Raw genomic sequence first — 19,801 nt, 5'->3', positions numbered from 1 at the left:
CCAGGGCGCGAGGCGATGGCCGGCATAGTTGGTGGAATCGCGCAACTCGGTCGCGGTGCCGAGAGCGTCGCTCACCCGCTTGGCCGTCCGTTCGTCATTGGTGGCGAAGCTGACGCGGACATGGCAGTTGTCGAGGATCGAATTGTTCTGGCCGTAGGCGCGCTCGATCTGGTTGAGGCTCTGCGCGATCAGGAAGGATTTGAGGCCGTAGCCGGCCATGAACGCCAGGGCGCTCTCAAAGAAGTCGAGCCGGCCGAGCGCCGGAAACTCGTCCAGCATCAACAGCAGGCGGTGGCGCTTGCCGGAGGTGTTCAAGTCCTCGGTCAGCCGGCGGCCGATCTGGTTGAGGATCAGGCGGATGAGCGGTTTGGTGCGGTTGATGTCGGATGGCGGCACAACGAGGTAGAGGCTGACCGGCTCCTTGCTTTCGACCAGATCGGCAATGCGCCAGTCGCAGCGCGCCGTCACACGCGCCACCACGGGATCGCGGTAGAGGCCGAGAAACGACATGGCGGTGGAGAGCACGCCCGACCGTTCGTTCTCGGATTTGTTCAACAGCTCCCGCGCCGACGATGCGATGACGGGATGAACGCCGCTCGGCCCAAGATGCGGCGTGTCCATCATCGCGCGCAAGGTCGCCTCGACCGGGCGGCGCGGATCGGACAGGAAGCTGGCGACGCCCGCCAACGTCTTGTCCTTCTCGGCATAGAGAACATGCAGGATCGCGCCGACAAGCAGGGAATGGGAGGTCTTTTCCCAATGGTTTCTTTTGTCGAGGCTGCCTTCGGGATCGACCAGAATATCCGCGATATTCTGCACGTCCCTGACTTCCCACTCGCCCTGTCGCACCTCCAGCAACGGATTGTAGGCCGACGACTTCGCGTTGGTCGGATCGAACAGCAGGACGCGGCCGTGCTTTGCGCGAAAGCCGGCTGTCAGCGTCCAGTTCTCCCCCTTTATGTCGTGGACGATGCAGCTTCCCGGCCAGGTCAGGAGCGTGGGCACCACGAGGCCGACGCCCTTGCCGCTGCGCGTCGGGGCGAAGCAAAGGACATGCTCGGGACCGTCGTGGCGCAGATAGTCGCGTTCGTAGCGGCCGAGCAGGACGCCATCGGGGCCGAGCAATCCGGCCGCGCGGATTTCCTTGTCCTCCGCCCATCGCGCTGATCCGTAGGTGGCGACGTTCTTCGCCTCCCGCGCGCGGATGATCGACATAAAGATGGCGGCGGCGATGGCAATGAAGCCGCCGGACGCGGCGATGATCGCACCTTCGACGAAGATCGCGGGCGCATAGGCGTCGAAGGAAAACCACCACCAGAAGAAGGCTGGCGGGTAATAGACCGGCAGACCCGCCAGCTCGAACCACGGTGCTCCAAGCTGCGGCTGGAAGCCGAGGCGAAAGGCGACCCATTGCGTCGCCGCCCAGGTCATCACCAGAACGATGGTGAAGACGATAGCAATCTGACCCCAAAGGATTCGGCCTCCGCGCATACGGGCTCCAGTCGGACAAAGAGACGGAGCCGATCAGAGAATAGGCAAATCCACTACAGGCAACAGGAAAACGGATACGGGAGGGCTGCCGGATACTATCGGCGGCAAATAGGACGGGTCACGTCATTGCGGGCGCTCGCGCGGCTCATTCTGGATGCCACCCGGAGCCGAATCGCAGATGCGTCCCAGCTTGCCCGCGAGGACCAGCATGTTGCGGATGGCCGGGCTTTGGTTGAACGGCGACCAGATGGCCGAGAACGAAACCGGCTCCGGCTCGTCGGCGAACGGCAGGAAGACGAGGCCGGTCGTCGGCAGCAACGCGGTGGCGGCCCCGACGATGGTGATGCCGAAACCCTGCTCGACCATGGACAGCAGCGTGCCGCGCCCCACACCGAAGCGCTGAATCGAGGGCGGCGGCAAGCGCCCGGCGAGGCGCAGGATGATATGGTCGTGGACCTGCGGGCCGGTGCTGTCATAGCGCACGAGAAAGGTCTCTCCCGCCAGATCAGGCCATGTGACGGTCGACTGCCCAGCGAGCGGATGCCGTTCCGGCAGCACCGCCACCAGCGGCTCGGTCCAAATGCGCCGGGAATGGAAATCGGGCAACTCGGCCGGGCCGGCGACGAACGCCAGGTCCAGAAGGTCGGAGCGAAGCTGGATCACCGCATCGCGGGCCGTGCTTTCGGTGATCTCGACTGCGATGCCCGGATGGGTCTCCCGATATTGTGCGATGAGTTCCGCGAGGAAGCTGCGCGGGATAAGGGCGTGGATGCCGAGACGCAGGCGACCGCACTCGCCCGAGGCGGCCAAGCCGGCGGTCTTCACCGCATGGTCGAGTTGATCGACGCCCGCTGATACTTGCTCGATAAAGCGATGACCTGCATCGGTTAGCCGGACGCCGCGTGCGTGACGCTCGAACAGAAGGATGCCTAGGTCTTCCTCTAAGGTTTTCACACGGGTGCTGACAGTCGAAACGCTGACACCCAGCGCGTTAGCAGCGTGACGGAAGTTCAGATATTCGGCAACGGCGAGTGTGTGGATGAGCGACACAAGGGGAATGCGTGATCCCAGCCGGGAAGGCATACCCGATCGACTATCTAAAGTCAGCGTCAAACGCCGTCTCCGTCGCATCGCTAACTGCCCCCTGTCATCCGGCGGCAGTCTTGGCCTTGGCCGGGAGAGAAAAGGCCAAGACTGCGAAAGGTATCCAAGTGGTTTGAGGACTTAATCATCTCTGATCTAAGTCAGAAAAACAGGTAGGTCGCGTAGCCTGCGATCATCGCCATGGCGAAGATGACCCCGACGAATGCCACGAGAAGCTTCATCGTGAAGAGGGAGCGCAGCAGGATGAGTTCGGTCAAACTGGCCCCGGCGCTTCCGATGATCAGTGCAAGGACGGTCCCTGCGCCCACTCCTTTCGCCATAAGAGCCCCGGCGAGCGGTATGACCGCCTCTGCGCGGATATACAGCGGCACGCCAATGACGGCGGCAACAGGAATAGCGAACGGATTGTCCGGACCGGCATACTGCTCAAGCAGAGCGGTCGGCATGAATCCGTAGATCAAGCTGCCGAGCGCAATGCCGACGAGCAGATAGGGTAACACGTCGACGAAGTCGATCCATGCATCCCGCCACACACCGCTGTATTTTCCCGTCTCCTTCGTTCGGACGGAAGACTGGCTGTCACAGCAGCTGCCGGACGCAGGAGTGATCTTGATTGCGGTGTCGCCGCAGGCGCTTTCCGACCGAGAGCCGCAGCTATCGGTTTTCGGACTTCCGCAATCCGGTACGGCCGGTGCAGCACCACACTGGCTTTGCGACGAGCCACATCCGCCGGTCTCTTTCGTTGCTGTGCGACGGATATACCGCTCGAAACCGAACGCATGCATCAGCCATCCGGCACCCAGCGATACTGCAAGGGCGGCAATCACGTAGGTGGATGTGAGAGTCAGTCCGAACGTGGCCGCCAGCAAAACGACAACAACCGGGTTCAGGAGCGGGGAGGAGAAGAGAAACACCATCATCGGACCGAACCCGGCGCGCGCTCGGATCAAACCCTTCAGCATCGGAATGGTCGAACAACTGCAGAAGGGCGTGATTGCCCCAAGACCTGCGGCGAGGAGATAGCCGCGAGTACCGGTGGAGCTGAGCAACGCTTCCACTTTGGCCGGGGGAATATGACGCTGGAGAACGCCAACCAGTGCACTGATCCCGATGAACAGAACCGAGAGTTCGACAGCGAGAAAGACGAACATGCCGAGGGTGTCTTGCAGTTGGGGTGACATTATGAAACCATCCTTCTAGATATGTCGAAATTTCCACTGATCTAGTTGCTTATCGCGCTCGGGTCAACCATATTTCTAGAGGTCTCGAATTAATGGAGGACGGTATGGATCACGAACAAGCCGCAGACAGCCTGACCGAGCTCGGCAACACGCATCGATTGGCGGTCTTCCGCTTCCTGGTGAGGGCTGGGCATGAGGGCGCATCGGTCGGGGAAATCCAGAAAGAACTCGGCATCCCGGCGTCTACCCTGTCACATCATCTCGCACGAATGACGAAGGTGCGACTCATCCGGCAGGAAAAACACAGCCGAACGACCATCTGCATTCCCGAGTTCCAGAACCTCGAACGGCTGATCGACTTCCTTAAGGAAGAGTGTTGCGCCGGTGATGCGGAGGGGAAAGATGCCGCGTGATCGATTTTCGCAGATGCATGAAGGACAGGCAAAAATCGGAAACCGACCCGGAAAGACGGTGCTTGGCTCGAAACTGACGACGTATGCCAGGGCTGCCGCCCGGAGCATGGTTCCAATCTCTCCCGACACCGACGTTTCCGTCTGATTTGAGCTGAAACCTCCGATCGCCAACCGGGCCTTTTCTGTTGCCGTGAGTCGGCGACGGGGAAAGCGCCGGTCTGCAATCGCCTGTCAATCCATGAGTGGGGCCGAACACATGAACGATACAAACGAATTGGTGGTTGACGTCGTTGTCATTGGCGGCGGTCAGGCTGGCCTGTCCGCCAGCTACTATCTTCGCAAAAGCGATCTCGATTTTGTTATTCTCGATGCGCAGCGTAATCCCGGTGGCGCCTGGCAGCGAGGCTGGAATTCGTTGCGGCTTTTCTCTCCCGCTGAGTACAGTTCTCTGCCGGGACGGCAAATGCCACCTTCGAAAGGTGATGGGTTTCCAACACGCATCGAAGTGCTCAACTATCTGGAAGATTACGAAAACCGCTATCGACTGCCGATCGAAAGACCGGTTCGCGTGCAAAATATCGAGAAACAGCCCAACGCGCTGCGCGTTCAAACCGACAACGGTACGTGGCTCGCAAAGGCGGTGATCAGCGCGACCGGCACGTGGAGTAAGCCGTACATTCCGCACTATGACGGGGCTGAAACCTTCCGTGGGCAACAGCTGCATTCTGCCGAATACGTTTCGCCAGAAGGACTGACGGGCAAAAGTATCCTGATCATCGGCGGTGGAAACTCCGGTGCCCAGATCTACGCGGAACTTTCGAGGGTTGCCGGTACGATCTGGGCGACGCTCCACCCCCCGAAATTCCTGCCAGACGATGTGGACGGACGGGTTTTGTTCGACCGGGCTTCCGCGCGTTACGGTGAAGGGAGCCCTCAGGGCGGTGCTCCTCTATCCGATCTGGGAGATATCGTAATGGTCCCTTCGGTGCTCGAAGCCAGGGATCGCGGCATCCTTCGGAGCGTGCGCCCTCCTGTCCGCTTTACGGAAGACCGCGTTGTCTGGGAGGACGGAACAACGACCGCCGTCGACGCGGTTATCTGGTGCACGGGCTTTCATCCCGCTCTGGATCATCTCGATGGCCTGGGCATCAAGCAAACCGATGGCAAGATCGCGGTGACTGGAACGCGTTCGATCGATGAACCGCGTCTCTGGCTTCTGGGTTATGGAGACTGGACCGGATTTGCCTCGGCAACTCTTGTCGGTTCGGCACGCACCGCTCGAGATACTGTTCGTGAGATAGAGCGATGCGTTGAGAGCAACGAAACTGCCCACAAATCTGTAACTGGACAGCCAGACCACATATGAAAAGTGGATCAAATCGATGACAGAAAGAGCGAACTGAAACGGATTGAGAGAATTACTGTGCCTCCATTCTTCGGATCGGGCGCCCTTCAGAACCACAGGAAGCTTCATTTCGAGCTGGATAGTGGATTGGCTCGACGCTCATTCCGGAACGCGGACATAGCCCGTCGGACGATCGTGCCGCTCTTTGCTGCGCCAGTGTCGCCATGATGATGTCGAGCCATCCCGTTCCGGTGCCGAAAAAGCCGAACCCGGCCGCCATACAGCGAGATTGGCAATCACATCGTTGCCCGAGCAGATCCAGACAGAGCGCATGTTCGCATTTTCCTTCCCGTTAGGCGTAGAGGAGAGCAAGGCAAGCGGCATTGCAGCGAAGGCGATAAGGCCAACAACGCCCATGGTGCCCCACCCTGGAACAGTTCCGTTGAGAGCATCCCAGGTGACGCTTCCTGGTCCATCATCGTGAATCTCGACGGTATCGAAGCGACCATAGTCGCGGGGCAGGCGCCGCTTCGCCGGACCATCTCTCCGCTGTTGCCCTGGCTGCCGATAAGTCGTTGAACTTCGGATTGCCGTGAGCGCTCCGGTCAAAACAATTTTCCTCGCATCGAACAAAGGAGCGCTGTGTTATTCCCGAACCGCCACTACGTGTGCGACGTTCTCGTTGGAGTTTGATCCCGTCACAATCCGAGACCTCTCTGTCGCCCCAATTGCCACGACACCGATCCGCCCTGCACGACGCCCATAACTTCGCGACCGAGCTGGCGGTCGATGACCGGCCGCCAAGGGACAAGCGTGAACTCGTGCGCCTTCTCGACGATGGCGAACTTGCCGCTGGATAGCTGCACGGTTCCGGTGAATTTGCCGCTGACGTTCTCGCCGTCCGTGGTGGCGCGGAACGGCAGCGCCTTTCTTTCAGCCATCTCCACGCCGACGCGGGAAACCTCCCGCTCGCGCAGAATGGCGAGAAGGTTGCGCCGATAGAGCACGCGGCCGTCGCGTGCGCGGGTAGCATCGCCCTGTTCGACATGATGCTCGCGGCGGCGGTCGATGGCCTCGCGCACCTGCTGGCCGAAACCGGTCGGTGCAAGATCGGCCGTCTCGCCATGGATCAGTCGCCGGTCCAGCCAGGACGCGCCGTCCGATCCGATCTGCCTGTCCAGATTCACGGGAGAAAGGACGCGAACGCTGGCCTGTCTGTCGCGACCGGCGTCATAGGCGGCGGCGCGGTTCTCGAAGTCGGGGGGGATGCGCCATTGGTCAGCGTCGATCCGCTCGACGATCCGGGTGCGGCGTAGCGCCTCAAGTCGGCGCACATGGGCATCGACATAGCCTTCATAGTCTCCGCCCGGAACATGTCCCTCGAACTTCGCCTGCTCCAAATGACGGCTCGGGCGATAGATGCCGCCCTCGGCGATTGTCGCAATGGTGCGGTCGGACGGCCGGGCCGTCGCCTCGGTGCGACCGATCTCGATGACGCTGCCGATCCGGGCATCCTCCAACTGCATGGGGTCGATGTTGGCGATGTGGTGCATCCGTCCGTCGATCCCGTCCACGACGACGGTGAGATTGTCGCCCAGCTCGTTGGCGAGATATTTGTCGAGGACGCGGCCGGTGACGGGTGCAGCGGGTGCGCCCTCATGGATGCGGAAGGTCATGGGATCGCGCTCAAGCCCATCGGCGGCGAGCGATCTTTGCATGGTGCGGATGATGTCCCCGCGTTCGCCCAACTCGCGCAGGGTCGATTCAAGCCGCTCGTTCAATTCCCAGACGCCGGGCGCGTGTTCGGTGGCGAGGCCCATCCGCCCCAGCTTGGACAGCCGGCGCAGGCGAAGCGTGTGCTCGAACTGCCGCTTTGGCTCCCCCGGTTCGTGGCGCAGGTCGAGGAACCGTCGGTCGGCTTCCTCGACCATGGCCCTGTCGATGCGGGTAAAACGATCCTGGTCGATCTCGGCGGTGAGCTTGCGGGTCTGCTCGATCTCCCGAACGGGACCGAGTTCCAGCGTCGCCAACTCGCTGGCCCGTTCGCGGACACCATGAACGATGTAGTCGCCGTTGATGACCAGATCCTGCCCCAGATCGTCCTTGCCCCGGACGATGACATGCACATGGGGATGGCCGGTGTTGTAGTGATTGATCGCCACCCAATCGAGCTGGGTGCCGAGGTCGGCTTCCATCCGGCCCATGAGGTCGCGGGTATAGGCCGTAAGGTCCGACAGCTCCGCGCCGTCCTCGGGCGAGACGATGAACCGGAACTGGTGGCGGTCATCCTGGCCGCGTTCCAGGAAGGCGTCGCCATCCGCGCGGTCCTCGGTGCGCGAATAAAGCTGGCCGCGCTCGCCGTCGCGCGAGGTGCCGTCGCGCTGGATATAGCGCAGATGGGAGTGCGCCTTCCGGCCCTTTCCAGGGTGAAGGATGTAGCGCTGCTGAACCATGACGCGACGCGCGCCCGGCTGCCGATGATGCCAGCCGCCGCCGAGATTGCGGGTGCGGACGAAGACCGCGCCGCGCCCGCGCTTCACGCCCTTGCCGCTCGACAGGACCGTATGCGAACCGGCCGGGGTTGCGGATGTGAACGCCGCCGTTCCGAAACCGCCTCGGGGCGAGGTGCGGCGCTGCTGCCGGGCGATCTTCTTCGCCTGCGTGAGGAAGCTCTTGGTCTTGCCCGCGCGTGGGGTGTCCGAGCGGATGCGGCCGGGCCTTGGCCGGAAGCGGTTTTCGTCATCGGCGCTCATGGATGCGCCTCCGGCCGAAATCGCGGAAAATCGGGCAATCGGCGGCCATGGTGCCGAACAAAAGCCTGCAAGGCCAGGGCGTTGCACGGAATCGCGGCACTCCGCCGCTCAAGATCATGGTGCCGGAAACGGCGGCCTAACCAGTGTGCAGACAACAACAATTTCGGAAACCGGCCCGACATGGTGCCGGTTCCTTCAATCTTGCCCTCCCTTCTTACCGCCCTTTTCGCCTTTCCCGCCGGGATTCCAGCCAGGCGCAAACGTGCCTGACTGGACACCGGAACGGATCGCGCCGAACGCGGGATCGCCGTCCTCATGGCGTTGCTCCGTCGCTCGAACGGGCCACGAAAATGCTGCCGGTTTCCGGCTCCGCATCGACGGGACCGCGCACCGGAACGGTTGCGCGGCCGTCGCCAGATTGCGCCCCGGATGGCGGCGCAGCAACAATTCGCGTGTCGGTTGGGCGCGTGACGAAGAGCGGAGCTTCGCGCCAGTCGGGCGGCGGCGGTGCTGCATCGGGAGACGCCGCGCCGCCGAGAATCGGTGCGAGCGCGGCGACATAGGCGCGGGTCTCCGGTGGCAATGCGCGGCCGGTCTCAAGATATTCGTCGTAGCGACCGGGACCGGCATTATAGGCCGCCAGCATCGCCGCGACATTGCCGTAGCGGTCGAACATCTCGCGCAGATAGGCCGTGCCTGCCAGGATGTTGTCGCGCGGCTCAAAGGGATCGCGGCCGAGCCGATGACGGATGCGCAGGCCCGCCCAGGTGTCGGGCATGACCTGCATCAACCCCATCGCGCCGGCGGATGACACCGCGCGCACGTCGCCCGCGCTCTCAGTGCGCAGCACGGCGCGAATCCAGTGCTCGGAGATGCCGAAGCGCTGCGACGCCTCGGCAATGTGGGCGGCGTGGGGATCGACGGCGGCGGTTCGGACCATCGGCGTCGATTGCGCAACGGCCATTGTCGATCCCGCGCCGAGCGACAGCATGGCGGCGGTCAGCAGAACGACATAACGCCATGCCGCCCTGTCTCCGCTTTGAGACCAGCCTGCCAGCATGCTCGCTGCGGTCAAGGGCGAGGCGCAAGCGCCGGCCGATGGCCATCCCTGACCTTCGCTGCGCGCGCCGGCCGTCCTGCGCCTGAGCGGGACGACGGGATGAGAGGGCCTTTCCGCGAACAACGGGATGAGGGATTTGAGCGCGGGAATGACGCGGGACCGCATGGCCTTAGTCTCGCTCGTCGCGCGGCCTCAGACGGCTCCAGTGCAGCGACCACGACGCGCCTGCGTCGTCGTTGCGGAACAGGTTGGCGCGGATCGGATGCGGGAATATGGGATCGTCCAGCAGCACGGAAAGATATTCGCCGGCCTTCTCGCCGGTGCGCTTCCAGGCCGCGCCGACCTCTGGGCCGGTTTCGTTGCTCATGCCGTCGAACAGGTGAACGCGATACTCTGGTGCGTTATCCGCGTCGGACGGCTCTGCCGCGACGATGATGATGTCCTGATGCAGTAAGAGCGTCCCGAAGTGTCCGATGAAGCCGGCCTCGTCGCGCGCAAATTCACCAATCTGGGGCATGACAGTCTCCTTGGCGGTGAGGTTGAAAAAGCCATCGGCGGGCACCGCTCCCGCTGATTGGAAAGCGGTCATTGCGGTATTGGGCTGATCCGGGCGCGCCATTCGTAGCGACCGTCGCCGTCCTCATCGGTCCAGAGCGGGACCGCCCGGCCGATGATGGAACTGGCGGGGATGGGTCCGAAATACCGGCCGTCGAGGCTGTCCCGGACCTCCCAATTCATCAGGAAGAGTTCGCCGTCGCCGATGGTCCGGCATCCCTGCCAGACGGGCAGATCGCGGCCGATCCGGTCGCGGTCGAGCGCCTCGCCCATCTCGATCCCGTCCACCGTGATCGTGGATCGCAAGCGGCAAACCCGCTGACCCGGCAGTCCGACGACGCGCTTCAGGAGCGGCACGCCGCGCCCGACATAGCCGCGTTCGACCATGAATCGCTCCAGCGGTTCGGGCGGCATGACGGCGACCAGCTCCGACACGTCGAGCACGTCGGCCGGTTCGACGGTGTAGAAGCCGATGGGCGCGCTGGCGGTGGCGTTCCAGATCAGTTTCGTCGGCAGATTGGCGATGCCGGCGGTTGCGATGCTCATGACCGCCAGCGCCGTCACGGCAAGGATACGGCGGCGCGTCATGGGTCGATCCTCTGGCGGCCGATCCAGGCGGCGTGCCGCTCGGACGTATAGGCGTGCGGCTCCAGACCGGCGGTCAGGCGGTTGTGGACGTGCCGCCAGTGATCCGGCGCGGCGTCGGCCGGATCGAGGCCGAGCGCTTCCACCGCGTCGATGGCGGCAAGCGCGCGCTCCACCCTTGTCCAGCTATCGAGGCGCAACAGGATGTCGCCGCCGGGGCGGACGGAGGGCAGCGTCTGGAACGGCTCGCCGCGACCGATGGCGCGCAGGATGTCGATGCGGGAAAGGGTCGTGCCATGCTCGCCGGACGCCCATCGGACAAAGGCGAAGATGCTGCCCGGCGCGAAGCCGACGATGCTGCGGCGGCGGTCGAGGATCGTCTCAAAGCTCTTGCGGCCGAAGCGTATCCAGTGCTCGATCTTGCGTTTCTGGAAGGTCAGTTCGACCAAGGTGGTGAAAGGCGCGGGTCCGTCCGGCAGCGGACGGTCGTGCAAGCGGTGCGCCGCATTGCCGGTCATGGCTGATCTCCATCGGTGGGAGGAAATTCGCGCGCCAGCAGGTCGCGCAGCATGTCGGTGACGGTGATGCCGCGCCGGAAGGCCGCGACCTTGATGCGGCCGCGCAGCGCGGGCGTGATGTCGATGGTCAGGCGGGCGGTGAACGCCTCGCCGGCGGCTTTGCTGTTTGGTGGCGTTTCGGCCGCCCTGATCCAGCTATCGGGATTGCCCGGCCGGGACGCAAAGCCGGGCTTACGGGTGCGTCCGGTCATGGCGCGGACCTCCCGATGCGCAGCCGGTCGATCTCGGCGGCAAGCGCGGCGATCTCGCGCGCGGCGGGGCTGTCGCCGTCGATCTCGGATGCGAGCCGGCCGGACTGCGCGGCGTCGGCGAAGACGACGCGCTGGCCGATGGTTTGGCCAAGCAGGGGCGGATCGTGGTCGGCAAGCGTCTCGGCCGTCTCGCGGGCGATGACGGTGCGCGCGCCGCAACGGTTGAGCACGAAGCGGGCGGCCAACTCGGGCCGGTAGATGCGCGCTTCCCTGAAAAGCGCCAGCATCTCGGCCGAGGCCCAGCCGTCGAAGGGGGACGGCTGCACCGGGATCAGCACGAGGTCGGCGGCGAGCAGCGCCGAGCGCATGAGGCTGGCGACACGCGGCGGCCCGTCGATGACGATCATGTCGGCATCGCGGGCCAGCTCCGGGGCTTCCCGGTGCAACGTGTCGCGGGCCAGGCCGATGGTGCTGAACAGCCTCGGCAAGCCCTCGTGGCTGCGCCGCTGCGACCAGTCGAGCGCGGAGCCTTGCGGATCGGCGTCGATCAGGACGACACGCCTGCCTCTGCGCGCCAGTTCTCCGGCGAGATGCAGCGCCAGGGTGGTCTTTCCAACGCCACCCTTCTGGTTGAGAAACGCGATGATCATCTGCGCCTCCCCGAGGGAGGCATTCTCACCGCGGCACCGTAATTTGTGGCACCGTGACGAGGTTTTCCCGGCGCCAAAGACTCCAAGTTAGAGTCTATGTTAGATTCTTCTATAAAGTGCGCCGTGGAATTTGCGCCTAATGTCCCGATACTGCGTGCGCCTAATGTCCCGATGGGATTCACAGGGGTTTCCACAGGCACTGTGGATAGTTTTTCGGGAAGAAAGCGCAGCAGTTCGCACCCGTCTTCCCACTCGATCTGGAGGCGATAGCCGGGCAACGACTGGCGGGCGGTGAGGCGGCGCAGGTCGAGCGCGAAGTCGGACGGTCGCGCCGCGCTGCCGGATTTCCGGTGAAGGTGGGAAACCTCGAACGCCCAGCCTTCGGGCTGGCGGCCGGCGTGCTTGCGGGCGACGCGATACAGCCAGCGCTCGATGCCGCCGGTCAGCCGGAAATAGGCCGGGTCGATGGTCAGGGCCAGCGAGCGGTCGATGACGCTGTTGTAGAACCATTCGGGCAGGACGAACTCCATGCCCTCGACGCGACCGGCGCGCGTCGTCATTTCCTCCCACTCGTTGATCCAGGAGAATTGCCGCCGCCGCCAATGCTTGCCGTTGCGGATCGTCGTGGCGATGACGGTCGATTGCAGGCGGGCGAGCGCGGCCTTGAGCAACAGGTAATCCCGGTTGCCGGTGGCCCGCCCCACGGCGCGCAGGAGCTGGTAGGGCATGAAGCGGAAGAAACGCGACGTGGTGAACCCGTCGTTCTCGGCCGCGACGATCTGGCTGGCGGCCCAGATCAGCACGTCGGCATCCCAGATCGTCGCCATGCCGTGCTCGGGCATGGCGAACACCTGCACCTCCACATCGGCAGTTTGATAGAGGATCGGCTTCGTGCGCGGCCGCTTCGCCAGCGAGAAGAATGGCCGCTCCATCAAGTCGCGCTGGTCGCGCGGGGTGGCATCGCCGGTCGCGACCACGAAGGGGTCGAGGTGGCTGCGCTCGCTCGTTTCCGCCGCCTGTTCGCGGTTATGATCGTCTCCGCGCAGCATTCAGGACTCGCCCCGTTCTTCGGGCGTCAGCGGGCGTGCGGGGAAGACCATTCCGGCGCTTGTGTCGCTGGTGGATTTGCGGGTGCCGGTGGCGCTCCACGCCTCCAGATCGTTCAGGGCATAGAGGACACGACCGCCGATCTTGCGATAGAGCGGGCCGGTTCCGTAGGTGCGGTGCTTTTCGAGGGTGCGGATCGAAATGCCGAGGAAGCGTGCGGCGTCCTGTGTGCGCAGAAGGCGCGGCGGCAGGTCCGCATTGCGGCGGTTTGTCATGGATGACCTCCGGTTCGTCAGTGGATGGCGCTGCCGATGACGGCGGCGGGCTATGGCGAACCATGGCGAGGGACCGGCGGCCTGTAGCGTGCCGCATTTGCGTTACCGCACTGGCGGCACCCCCCTCCGGGGCGGGATCAGGCTGAAAAGATGGAGAGATTCAGCATGGCGGCGGGTGTCGCGCCAATTCGGCGAAGACAATTCCGTGTCGGTCGGTTAAGACTGAACGCGGAGCAGACGCGCTGCTCCGGGGCTTAGTAACCCCTCACGAATGGCTGGTGCTGGCCATGACGGCACCACACTCCTTGACCTTATGGTCGGGGAGCCCGTGGCGCATGTCCAGGGCTGCCCGCCTAAAGGCCACGGGGCCGTTTCGTGACGGTTACTAACTCCCCGATCACCAGGTCAGAGGGGCCAATTGCGGGGGCGCACCGCAAGCCGCGGCTCTTCCGGGTAGAAGGGGAATGACGATGCGAACGCCCGTCGAACTCGATCCCGATGTGGACGACGAAGCGCCAGCGGGAAACGACATCACGCCTTACGACGAAGCGCATTTCGTGACCTATCTCCGGCTGCTCGACGCGAAGGCGGAAGGCGCGGACTGGAAGGAAGTGGCGCAAATCGTGCTGCACCGCGATCCGGTCGGCGACGAGTTCAGGACACGCCGATGCTGGCAAAGCCATCTCGAACGCGCGCAATGGCTTTCGCGTGAGGGTTACAAGCGGATACTGGAACAGGCTGCGGCCAACAGGGCGTGATGCCAGCGTGTGAGCAAGGCCCGGAACGCGAACCTTCCGGGCTTTGGGTTGGCAGTGCATTGCAACGATTCAACCGCGCAATAGTGCCTAAGAACACCCTAACTATGGTAAGGTTCTCGTGATTAACTTTCTGAGGGGCTAGGTATGGCTGGCGGTGAATGGGCGGTAGTGGCTGGTGCGGCCATAGGCATCTTGGGGACACTGGGAAGCACATGGCTGGCTCATCAACTCGATGGCCGAAAGCAATCCCGAATAGACAAAGCTCGAAAGGACTTGCTGAAGAAAACTCTCGCGGGGGCCGAGAAAACCGGATGGATGTCCGTCGAAACCTTGGCGCACATCATCGGCGCGGACCTTGATACTACACGCGCCTTGTTGATCGAAATCAACGCCCGAGGATCTATGAAGACCGAGAAGGAAATGTGGTCTCTCATTTCTCGGAACCCACTTCCCACCGATTCGGATGCCGGATGAACGAATACTTCCCGATTCTAGCGCCTGTTATCGGCATTGTCGGTGTGGTTGTCGGTGTGCTGCTCAACGAATTCATGCGTCGTCGTAGCCGGCGGGAACTCTATGCGCCGAAGATTTTTGAGAAGCGCTTGGCGGCTTATGAAGGACTGATAGAGCAAATTCATCAAGGCAGCAAAGTCGCGAACGAGGTTATCGAAAGAGTCGATTTTACGGAGGAACAACGTCACGACTTAATTCGCGTTGTCGTTCACGGAATGGCTGAATTCACGGAGAAGAATCGCCTCTACCTGAACGAAGACCTCACTGTTCACTGCATGGCCCTTTTCATGGGTGTCGAAGATATTCACGATGCGAACGAAGAGGACAGGCAGGAATTGCTTGAGCATTATCGTCAGATGCGGAAAGAGGCGCTGCGGATGGCGGCTGAGGACTCCGGCGTCGCCGAAATCAACCGGCTATTCAAGGCCATTAACAAGCCCAAAATCGACGGAGCACTTATCCGCTATTTCCGTGAGACCAAGCGGGAAGCAACAAGGGATCGGTCGGAAACGAATGCCGGCTAGGGGTCTATGCGGCGTTTGGTCCACGAATTGTAGGCAAGGTGTGGTCGCAGCCCCGTCGATTAGAGTCTACGCCTGTCAGAGACCATCGCTGCCGGTTTTGATCGGATAGTGCAGCATCAGGCGATAGCCGCCGCGCATCATCCTGATGCCGTGGGCGACGAGGCGACGCGCCTTGTTCTTGCTCGGGTCGCTCTCGAAATCCTCCTTCGTGCCCCGAAAGCCAAGCAGGACTTCGGCAATGGTGCGGTAACTTTCGCCGCACAGACGGGCGTCGAGCGCACGCAGGGACAGGATATGCCATTGCCGGAGCTGGGCGGGCATCTTGCGGAAGTCTGGGCCGGGTGTTCGGCCCTTGAGGGACCGCCAGAAACGCCGGGCGGCATGGGCGCGAAGCTCCATGAAATCATCCAGAGGCAGTTCGACGGCGTAGAACGCCACCGCATCCGGCACGGCTTCGGACAGCCAGAACTGGTGCTCGACGGCATCAGCTTGCCATATACCGTGCCAGCCATCGGCGGCGCGGCGCAGATCGAGGTCATCGAGATGGGCGAGAACGACGGTCGGCTGGCTTGCCGTCTCATCCGGTTCGGCCGGCACCAGTTTGACGGCCTGCGGCTGGAACCGGGGCGACCAGAACAGCGGATCGCGGTCAGGCGCGGCGTCGGGATCGTGCGGGAAATCGCAAACCCCAGCGTCGGGCGAAGGCTTCCAACTCGATCGCATCCGGGCGTTTCGCACGGACGAGAAGCTGGAAATCCTCTCGGTAATCGTCGTTGCGACGCAGATATTCCCAGGCGAAACCGGCGGCAGGGATCGTTCGCGTGTGCTTGTAGGCCGCCGGCGCCCGCCAATCGATTTTCAGCATGGCGCACCCTCTCTTACTCGTGGGTTCTTGGAAAGACACCCGGAATAAAGAGTTTCGGACTCCACCTATGCGGGAAATAGTCTGTATGATCTGAAATGTTGTTCGTATATCCAGAACACTTATAGTTATTTTATTCTTAACAGTGTTTGCGTGCTTTTGCGAGCCGGGCGCAGCCCGGCGAGCGTGGCCATGTTTTCTGGGCATGGCCACAACGCCGATCCGCGTCGCCGGATCGGCGGAAAATTTGGGAACCCTGAAAGCCGGAAAAGCGGAAAGCCGCACAACCGGGTTTCCGGCTGCGCGGCTCTGCTGATTATGCGGCCTTCTCCAGCAAAGTCTTGGCCTTGGCCTCCAGTTCGAGGCGGCTGTCCTGATGGGCCTTGCTGCGGGCGTGGGCCGTCATGCCCTGCACGAAATCGAAGATGCTTTCGGGGGGCCTGCCTTCCTCCTGCAACACGGTTTCGATGATCTTGCCGGTCTCGGCCTTGCTGAACCCGCGCTTGCGCAGGAAGGTTTCGCGGTCCTCGTCGGTGCGGGCGACGATCCGCTCCCGCGCCGCCCTGATCCCGGCGACGAACGGCGCGGGCGAGGAATTGGCGAAGCTGGTCAATGCCGGGGTCGCTTCATGGGCGAAACGCTGCGCGGCAAACTTGCTGTGCCGGATGCAGATTTCCTCGAACCCTTCCACGCCCCAAAGGTTGCGGTTCATGCAAACCGCCCGGAGATAGAAGGAAGCGATGCCGAGGGTCTTCGATCCGACTTCGCTGTTCCAGCAATAGAACCCCCGAAAATAAAGGTCGGGGTCGCCGTTCGGCAGGCGTCCGGCCTCGATGGGGTGCGTATCGTCCACCAGAAACAGGAACACGTCGCGGTCGCTGGCGTAAAGCGTGGTCGTGTCCTTGGTCACGTCCACGAATGGATTGTGCGTCATGGTCGCCCAATCCAGCACGCCCGGCACCTTCCACATAGTATCCCCGACGCCATTACCCGCGATCTTCATGACCGCGGCGACAAGCTCATGGTCCCAGATGCGACCGTAGTCCGGGCCGGTCACGGCGCGAAGCTCAACGCGCCTGTCCTCGGTTTCCAGCGTCTTCACCAATTCGCCGCGATGGCTGACAAGGCCATGTTGCAGATTGATGCCCGCCAGCGGTGCGGGAAGATCGCGCAGGTAGCGGGCCGGTGCGCCGACAAGGCTGCACAACTGGCCGAAACTCCAATGCGTCGGTGCGACGGGCTGCTCCTGCCCGGGGACGATCAGCGAAAGCCGTTCCGCGTCGTCGCGGCTGGCTTCCACGCGCACGGCGCGGCTCTCCACGGTGCGGGCCTTGGCGCGATCCGCGCGAGACTTTACGGCGTCGTAAAGCTCGGTCAGGGACAGATAGCGTTCGTCATCCGGGCGCGAAAACCATTCCGACGACACGCGGCCAATATTCTCGCCGCGCGAAATGTCCACGCGGAAGCCCTTGGAAACGGGCTGCTGGTGATGGTTCAGGGTCATGGTGTTCATGGTCTTTCCTTTCATGGGCTTGGGTTGGAGCGCAGCGCTGCGCTGCAACCCTGCCCGTCGGCGAGACCGGGGGGTGCAAGGTGCAAGGGCGGACGGGCGGAGGGGGATCACCCGGCCTGCACAAGCGGATGGCGGCTTTGACGACAGTGCGTGAGCACGCATCCGCGCGGAAGGCTGGGGATACCGCCCGGCCGCCCTTGTGCCGCGCCAGGGGGCAGCGCCCCCAAGCAACCGGCCCGGCCAAAGCGAAGCGGCGGACGGGGAGAAGATCTGATCGGGATACGCAAAACCTGAAAACCGGAAGGCCATGTATCCCGATCTCCTTGGTCCTTAAGAGGCGGCGGACATGAGCAAAAAGAAGCCCCGCTCGGATGAGCGGGGCTATTCCGGGAGCCGGTCTTAGTCGCCGTTGCGGCGGGACCAGATGAGGTTGTGGGACTTTCCGTCCTCGGCTTCGACCAGGCTGGCGTAGATCGGCGCGGGGAAGCTCGGATCGTCCAGCTTGACGCTGAGGTATTCGCGCTGCGTCTCGCGGGCGATCTTCTTCCAGGCCGCACCGAACTCGGTGGCTCCGGCGAAGATGCGGAAGTCGGGGCCGCGCTCGCTGTCGCTCTCGGTGGCGGTGAACTTGGCCTTGACGTTGAGGGTCAGGGTCTTGACCGCGCCGGTGAAGCCCGCGCCGTTCTCGTTCTGGGTGAAGGTGCCGATGGTTGCCATTGTCGTATTCCTTTTCCTGTCGGGCCGCACCATTGCGACCTCGATGGCGGTCGTGAGACCGGGGACGATCGGCCCCGCACCCTTCAGGGCTGAAACAACGTGGAAGGCGGCCAGCGACGGCTTTTTTGTTTCGCGCTGCAAAGCCAATCCGGGGTCCCCATGCGGTCTGCCGCATGGGGTGGTTGGGCGGCGGAAAAAAGCTGGCGACGGGTGTTGCGGGAAGACGAGCGAGGCGAAGCCGGTCTTCGGTCAGACCTTGCCAGATCGAGGACGCGGATGGAGCGCCCATAACAGGAAATCGCATGGAATACAGCAATGGCGGCCGTCCTGCGCCTCGCCGGGATCGGGGATTCTATGCGGATTCACTGGCTGCGGTCTTTCCTGATCCGACCGGCAAGGCCAATTCGCGTATCGCCAGCGAGGGGGCAGCGGTATGGTTTTGTCTGAGCTTCGCGCGTGCTGCCATATCCTGTGTGGCCGGAAGATCGCTTGCGGGGCGTTGCGCCATGCTCTGCCAAGCGGATGGTTTGGCTTTCCCGGTGCTGATCCGCCTGCCAGTTGAAGTGGATGGAAAGCCTAATCTCATGGGCCTGCCGTGGCGACCGGAACCGCCTCCTCGGATTGCTCCCGTCTATCCGCGTGGGGCCTGCCGCGAAATGGCCGCCGCCCCCCCCCTTGCGTTAGGGATTGAAGCCGAATGGCGGAAACGCGCCATGGGCGTGGTTCCGGCGCAGCCGAAAGCCCGGCCCGAAGGGCAACGCCCGAGTCTTCCCTTCCTTCTGCCGTATTGACATTGTGGATACGCGCACTCATATTGCGATCATGGCCAAAGCTCGTATCGCCCCTTCGGAATCTGCCCGTTCTGCGACCACCGCGGTTGCAGGTCGTGCCTCTACGGCTGACACCAAGGGCAGCATCAATCTGCGGATCGAGACCGGCACGCGCCAGCTTATCGACGATGCGGCGGCTGTGCTCGGCAAGACACGCACCGAGTTCATGGTGGAAAGCGCCCGGCGGCAAGCGGTCGACGTGCTGCTCGACCAGCGCCTGTTCACGCTCGACCCCGAGCGCTACGACGCCTTCATGCAGGCGCTCGACAATCCGCCCGCGCCGGGGCCGAAGCTCAAGGCCCTGCTGCGCCGGACCCCGGCATGGCAGAAATAGACGACACGCCCGACCATCCCGAATTGCCACTGTCTGCTCCAGTTCCTCTGACGGCAGAGCATGACCTTTCGGCATTCGACTGCGGTGAGCCCGCGTTGAACGACTGGCTGCGCCATCGCGCCTTGAAGAACGAAAGCCGGTTTTCGCGCACCTATGTCGTGTGCGTGGGCAATCAGGTCGTCGGTTACTTTTGCATTTCGGCCGGGTCAGTCGAGCGTGGTGCGGCTCCCGGAAAGGTGCGGCGCAACGCGCCCGACCAGATTCCGGTCTCGGTCGTCGGCCGGCTGGCCGTTGACCTCGACCACGCCGGAAAGGGTCTCGGCGCGGACCTTTTGGCGGACGCGCTGCGCCGGATTGCGCTGGCTTCGCAAAGCATTGGTATCGGGGCCGTGATGGTCCAGGCGAAGGATGAAGCGGCCAAACGCTTCTATCTGCGCTGTGCCGAGTTCGTCGAATACCCCGAAGACAGCCGGACGCTGTTCCTGCCTATCGAAACCGTGGTCGCGGCTTTTAGCTAAAGTT

General features: G+C 63.1%; 25 protein-coding genes. 8 read left to right on the top strand and 17 right to left on the bottom strand.

What is annotated here, in order from left to right; translation table 11 throughout:
* The 3 genes from HY2_RS10045 to HY2_RS10035 form a co-directional block, all read right to left on the bottom strand.
* Positions 1 to 1,491: conjugal transfer protein TraG (locus HY2_RS10045; RefSeq protein ID WP_034827207.1), on the bottom strand; the 1,491-nt coding region annotated here is incomplete at its 3' end.
* A gap of 123 nt (positions 1,492 to 1,614) precedes the next feature.
* Positions 1,615 to 2,574: a LysR family transcriptional regulator gene (locus tag HY2_RS10040; RefSeq protein WP_051594902.1), complete on the bottom strand. Its 960-nt coding sequence runs from the start codon at positions 2,572 to 2,574 to the stop codon at positions 1,615 to 1,617.
* 161 nt (positions 2,575 to 2,735) lie between these two features.
* Complete coding sequence (locus HY2_RS10035; RefSeq protein ID WP_034827206.1) at positions 2,736 to 3,776, bottom strand: permease; 1,041 nt, start codon at positions 3,774 to 3,776, stop codon at positions 2,736 to 2,738.
* Between the two features lie 104 nt (positions 3,777 to 3,880).
* Here HY2_RS10035 and HY2_RS10030 point away from each other — a divergent pair, with 104 nt between their 5' ends.
* Positions 3,881 to 4,189, top strand: a complete 309-nt coding sequence (locus HY2_RS10030; RefSeq protein WP_034827225.1) for an ArsR/SmtB family transcription factor — start codon at positions 3,881 to 3,883, stop codon at positions 4,187 to 4,189.
* Positions 4,190 to 4,445: 256 nt separating this feature from the next.
* Complete coding sequence (locus HY2_RS10025; protein ID WP_034827223.1) at positions 4,446 to 5,555, top strand: ArsO family NAD(P)H-dependent flavin-containing monooxygenase; 1,110 nt, start codon at positions 4,446 to 4,448, stop codon at positions 5,553 to 5,555.
* A gap of 138 nt (positions 5,556 to 5,693) precedes the next feature.
* On the opposite strand, the gene HY2_RS17305 is transcribed toward HY2_RS10025, so the two are convergent.
* From HY2_RS17305 to HY2_RS09975, 10 genes are all read right to left on the bottom strand, one after another.
* Positions 5,694 to 6,143, bottom strand: coding sequence for a hypothetical protein (locus HY2_RS17305; protein WP_146617194.1), 450 nt, complete (start codon positions 6,141 to 6,143; stop codon positions 5,694 to 5,696).
* A gap of 89 nt (positions 6,144 to 6,232) precedes the next feature.
* Positions 6,233 to 7,465: a DUF3363 domain-containing protein gene (locus tag HY2_RS17725; protein WP_081815013.1), complete on the bottom strand. Its 1,233-nt coding sequence runs from the start codon at positions 7,463 to 7,465 to the stop codon at positions 6,233 to 6,235.
* A gap of 1,135 nt (positions 7,466 to 8,600) precedes the next feature.
* Positions 8,601 to 9,512, bottom strand: a complete 912-nt coding sequence (locus HY2_RS10010) for a lytic transglycosylase domain-containing protein (protein WP_034827203.1) — start codon at positions 9,510 to 9,512, stop codon at positions 8,601 to 8,603.
* 4 nt (positions 9,513 to 9,516) lie between these two features.
* A complete protein-coding gene (locus HY2_RS10005) occupies positions 9,517 to 9,864 on the bottom strand; it encodes a DUF736 domain-containing protein (protein ID WP_034827221.1) in 348 nt (115 codons plus the stop codon).
* A gap of 68 nt (positions 9,865 to 9,932) precedes the next feature.
* The gene (locus tag HY2_RS10000; RefSeq protein WP_034827202.1) at positions 9,933 to 10,490 is read right to left on the bottom strand and encodes a S26 family signal peptidase; all 558 of its coding nucleotides are present in this window, start codon (positions 10,488 to 10,490) and stop codon (positions 9,933 to 9,935) included.
* A complete protein-coding gene (locus tag HY2_RS09995) occupies positions 10,487 to 11,005 on the bottom strand; it encodes a DUF2840 domain-containing protein (RefSeq protein ID WP_034827201.1) in 519 nt (172 codons plus the stop codon). The genes HY2_RS10000 and HY2_RS09995 overlap by 4 nt, the downstream gene beginning before the upstream one ends.
* Positions 11,002 to 11,256 (bottom strand): hypothetical protein, encoded by a 255-nt coding sequence (locus HY2_RS09990; protein WP_034827200.1) that lies wholly within the window; start codon positions 11,254 to 11,256, stop codon positions 11,002 to 11,004. Before HY2_RS09990 ends, HY2_RS09995 begins: the two co-directional genes overlap by 4 nt.
* Complete coding sequence (parA, locus tag HY2_RS09985) at positions 11,253 to 11,906, bottom strand: ParA family partition ATPase (RefSeq protein ID WP_034827199.1); 654 nt, start codon at positions 11,904 to 11,906, stop codon at positions 11,253 to 11,255. Before parA ends, HY2_RS09990 begins: the two co-directional genes overlap by 4 nt.
* Positions 11,903 to 12,955 (bottom strand): replication initiator protein A, encoded by a 1,053-nt coding sequence (locus tag HY2_RS09980; RefSeq protein WP_034827198.1) that lies wholly within the window; start codon positions 12,953 to 12,955, stop codon positions 11,903 to 11,905. Before HY2_RS09980 ends, parA begins: the two co-directional genes overlap by 4 nt.
* A complete protein-coding gene (locus HY2_RS09975) occupies positions 12,956 to 13,228 on the bottom strand; it encodes a helix-turn-helix transcriptional regulator (RefSeq protein WP_034827197.1) in 273 nt (90 codons plus the stop codon).
* Positions 13,229 to 13,692: 464 nt separating this feature from the next.
* Between HY2_RS09975 and HY2_RS09970 the strand changes: the two genes are divergently transcribed.
* The 3 genes from HY2_RS09970 to HY2_RS09960 all read left to right on the top strand — a co-directional run bounded on the left by HY2_RS09970 (position 13,693) and on the right by HY2_RS09960 (position 15,023).
* Positions 13,693 to 13,986 (top strand): DNA -binding domain-containing protein, encoded by a 294-nt coding sequence (locus HY2_RS09970; RefSeq protein WP_081815011.1) that lies wholly within the window; start codon positions 13,693 to 13,695, stop codon positions 13,984 to 13,986.
* A 144-nt stretch (positions 13,987 to 14,130) separates the two neighbouring features.
* Positions 14,131 to 14,460 (top strand): hypothetical protein, encoded by a 330-nt coding sequence (locus tag HY2_RS09965; protein WP_034827196.1) that lies wholly within the window; start codon positions 14,131 to 14,133, stop codon positions 14,458 to 14,460.
* Entirely contained in the window at positions 14,457 to 15,023 is a 567-nt protein-coding gene (locus HY2_RS09960) for a hypothetical protein (RefSeq protein ID WP_034827195.1), read from the top strand. Before HY2_RS09965 ends, HY2_RS09960 begins: the two co-directional genes overlap by 4 nt.
* Positions 15,024 to 15,098: 75 nt before the next feature.
* Here the strand turns inward: HY2_RS09960 and HY2_RS09955 are convergent, their stop codons facing one another.
* The 4 genes from HY2_RS09955 to HY2_RS09940 all read right to left on the bottom strand — a co-directional run bounded on the left by HY2_RS09955 (position 15,099) and on the right by HY2_RS09940 (position 18,115).
* Complete coding sequence (locus HY2_RS09955) at positions 15,099 to 15,746, bottom strand: DUF2285 domain-containing protein (RefSeq protein ID WP_081815010.1); 648 nt, start codon at positions 15,744 to 15,746, stop codon at positions 15,099 to 15,101.
* The gene (locus tag HY2_RS09950; RefSeq protein ID WP_034827194.1) at positions 15,673 to 15,888 is read right to left on the bottom strand and encodes a transcriptional regulator domain-containing protein; all 216 of its coding nucleotides are present in this window, start codon (positions 15,886 to 15,888) and stop codon (positions 15,673 to 15,675) included. Before HY2_RS09950 ends, HY2_RS09955 begins: the two co-directional genes overlap by 74 nt.
* 313 nt (positions 15,889 to 16,201) lie before the next feature.
* On the bottom strand, positions 16,202 to 17,398 hold the full coding sequence (locus HY2_RS09945) for a hypothetical protein (RefSeq protein WP_034827215.1): 1,197 nt from the start codon (positions 17,396 to 17,398) through the stop codon (positions 16,202 to 16,204).
* 399 nt (positions 17,399 to 17,797) lie between these two features.
* Positions 17,798 to 18,115 (bottom strand): DUF736 domain-containing protein, encoded by a 318-nt coding sequence (locus tag HY2_RS09940; protein ID WP_034827213.1) that lies wholly within the window; start codon positions 18,113 to 18,115, stop codon positions 17,798 to 17,800.
* A gap of 302 nt (positions 18,116 to 18,417) precedes the next feature.
* Between HY2_RS09940 and HY2_RS09935 the strand changes: the two genes are divergently transcribed.
* Genes HY2_RS09935 through HY2_RS09925 form a run of 3 tightly spaced genes read left to right on the top strand, consistent with a single transcriptional unit; the run spans position 18,418 to position 19,797 of the window.
* Positions 18,418 to 18,906, top strand: coding sequence for a hypothetical protein (locus HY2_RS09935; RefSeq protein WP_034827193.1), 489 nt, complete (start codon positions 18,418 to 18,420; stop codon positions 18,904 to 18,906).
* A gap of 31 nt (positions 18,907 to 18,937) precedes the next feature.
* The gene (locus HY2_RS09930) at positions 18,938 to 19,279 is read left to right on the top strand and encodes a type II toxin-antitoxin system TacA family antitoxin (RefSeq protein WP_034827192.1); all 342 of its coding nucleotides are present in this window, start codon (positions 18,938 to 18,940) and stop codon (positions 19,277 to 19,279) included.
* Entirely contained in the window at positions 19,267 to 19,797 is a 531-nt protein-coding gene (locus HY2_RS09925) for a GNAT family N-acetyltransferase (RefSeq protein ID WP_034827191.1), read from the top strand. The genes HY2_RS09930 and HY2_RS09925 overlap by 13 nt, the downstream gene beginning before the upstream one ends.
* Positions 19,798 to 19,801 lie beyond the last annotated feature (4 nt).

Source organism: Hyphomonas pacifica, assembly GCF_000682675.1.
GTDB lineage: Bacteria > Pseudomonadota > Alphaproteobacteria > Caulobacterales > Hyphomonadaceae > Hyphomonas > Hyphomonas pacifica.
This window is presented reverse-complemented; position numbering and strand designations above follow the sequence as displayed.

Coding starts and splice junctions, on each gene's coding strand:
- HY2_RS10040 (WP_051594902.1), bottom strand. CDS start 2,574: ATGCCTTCCCGGCTGGGATCACGCATTCCCCTTGTGTCGCTCATCCAC.
- HY2_RS10035 (WP_034827206.1), bottom strand. CDS start 3,776: ATGTCACCCCAACTGCAAGACACCCTCGGCATGTTCGTCTTTCTCGCT.
- HY2_RS10030 (WP_034827225.1), top strand. CDS start 3,881: ATGGATCACGAACAAGCCGCAGACAGCCTGACCGAGCTCGGCAACACG.
- HY2_RS10025 (WP_034827223.1), top strand. CDS start 4,446: ATGAACGATACAAACGAATTGGTGGTTGACGTCGTTGTCATTGGCGGC.
- HY2_RS17725 (WP_081815013.1), bottom strand. CDS start 7,465: ATGGTCGAGGAAGCCGACCGACGGTTCCTCGACCTGCGCCACGAACCG.
- HY2_RS10010 (WP_034827203.1), bottom strand. CDS start 9,512: ATGCGGTCCCGCGTCATTCCCGCGCTCAAATCCCTCATCCCGTTGTTC.
- HY2_RS10005 (WP_034827221.1), bottom strand. CDS start 9,864: ATGCCCCAGATTGGTGAATTTGCGCGCGACGAGGCCGGCTTCATCGGA.
- HY2_RS10000 (WP_034827202.1), bottom strand. CDS start 10,490: ATGACGCGCCGCCGTATCCTTGCCGTGACGGCGCTGGCGGTCATGAGC.
- HY2_RS09995 (WP_034827201.1), bottom strand. CDS start 11,005: ATGACCGGCAATGCGGCGCACCGCTTGCACGACCGTCCGCTGCCGGAC.
- HY2_RS09990 (WP_034827200.1), bottom strand. CDS start 11,256: ATGACCGGACGCACCCGTAAGCCCGGCTTTGCGTCCCGGCCGGGCAAT.
- parA (WP_034827199.1), bottom strand. CDS start 11,906: ATGATCATCGCGTTTCTCAACCAGAAGGGTGGCGTTGGAAAGACCACC.
- HY2_RS09980 (WP_034827198.1), bottom strand. CDS start 12,955: ATGCTGCGCGGAGACGATCATAACCGCGAACAGGCGGCGGAAACGAGC.
- HY2_RS09975 (WP_034827197.1), bottom strand. CDS start 13,228: ATGACAAACCGCCGCAATGCGGACCTGCCGCCGCGCCTTCTGCGCACA.
- HY2_RS09970 (WP_081815011.1), top strand. CDS start 13,693: ATGACGATGCGAACGCCCGTCGAACTCGATCCCGATGTGGACGACGAA.
- HY2_RS09965 (WP_034827196.1), top strand. CDS start 14,131: ATGGCTGGCGGTGAATGGGCGGTAGTGGCTGGTGCGGCCATAGGCATC.
- HY2_RS09960 (WP_034827195.1), top strand. CDS start 14,457: ATGAACGAATACTTCCCGATTCTAGCGCCTGTTATCGGCATTGTCGGT.
- HY2_RS09955 (WP_081815010.1), bottom strand. CDS start 15,746: ATGCGATCGAGTTGGAAGCCTTCGCCCGACGCTGGGGTTTGCGATTTC.
- HY2_RS09950 (WP_034827194.1), bottom strand. CDS start 15,888: ATGCTGAAAATCGATTGGCGGGCGCCGGCGGCCTACAAGCACACGCGA.
- HY2_RS09945 (WP_034827215.1), bottom strand. CDS start 17,398: ATGAACACCATGACCCTGAACCATCACCAGCAGCCCGTTTCCAAGGGC.
- HY2_RS09940 (WP_034827213.1), bottom strand. CDS start 18,115: ATGGCAACCATCGGCACCTTCACCCAGAACGAGAACGGCGCGGGCTTC.
- HY2_RS09935 (WP_034827193.1), top strand. CDS start 18,418: ATGGAATACAGCAATGGCGGCCGTCCTGCGCCTCGCCGGGATCGGGGA.
- HY2_RS09930 (WP_034827192.1), top strand. CDS start 18,938: ATGGCCAAAGCTCGTATCGCCCCTTCGGAATCTGCCCGTTCTGCGACC.
- HY2_RS09925 (WP_034827191.1), top strand. CDS start 19,267: ATGGCAGAAATAGACGACACGCCCGACCATCCCGAATTGCCACTGTCT.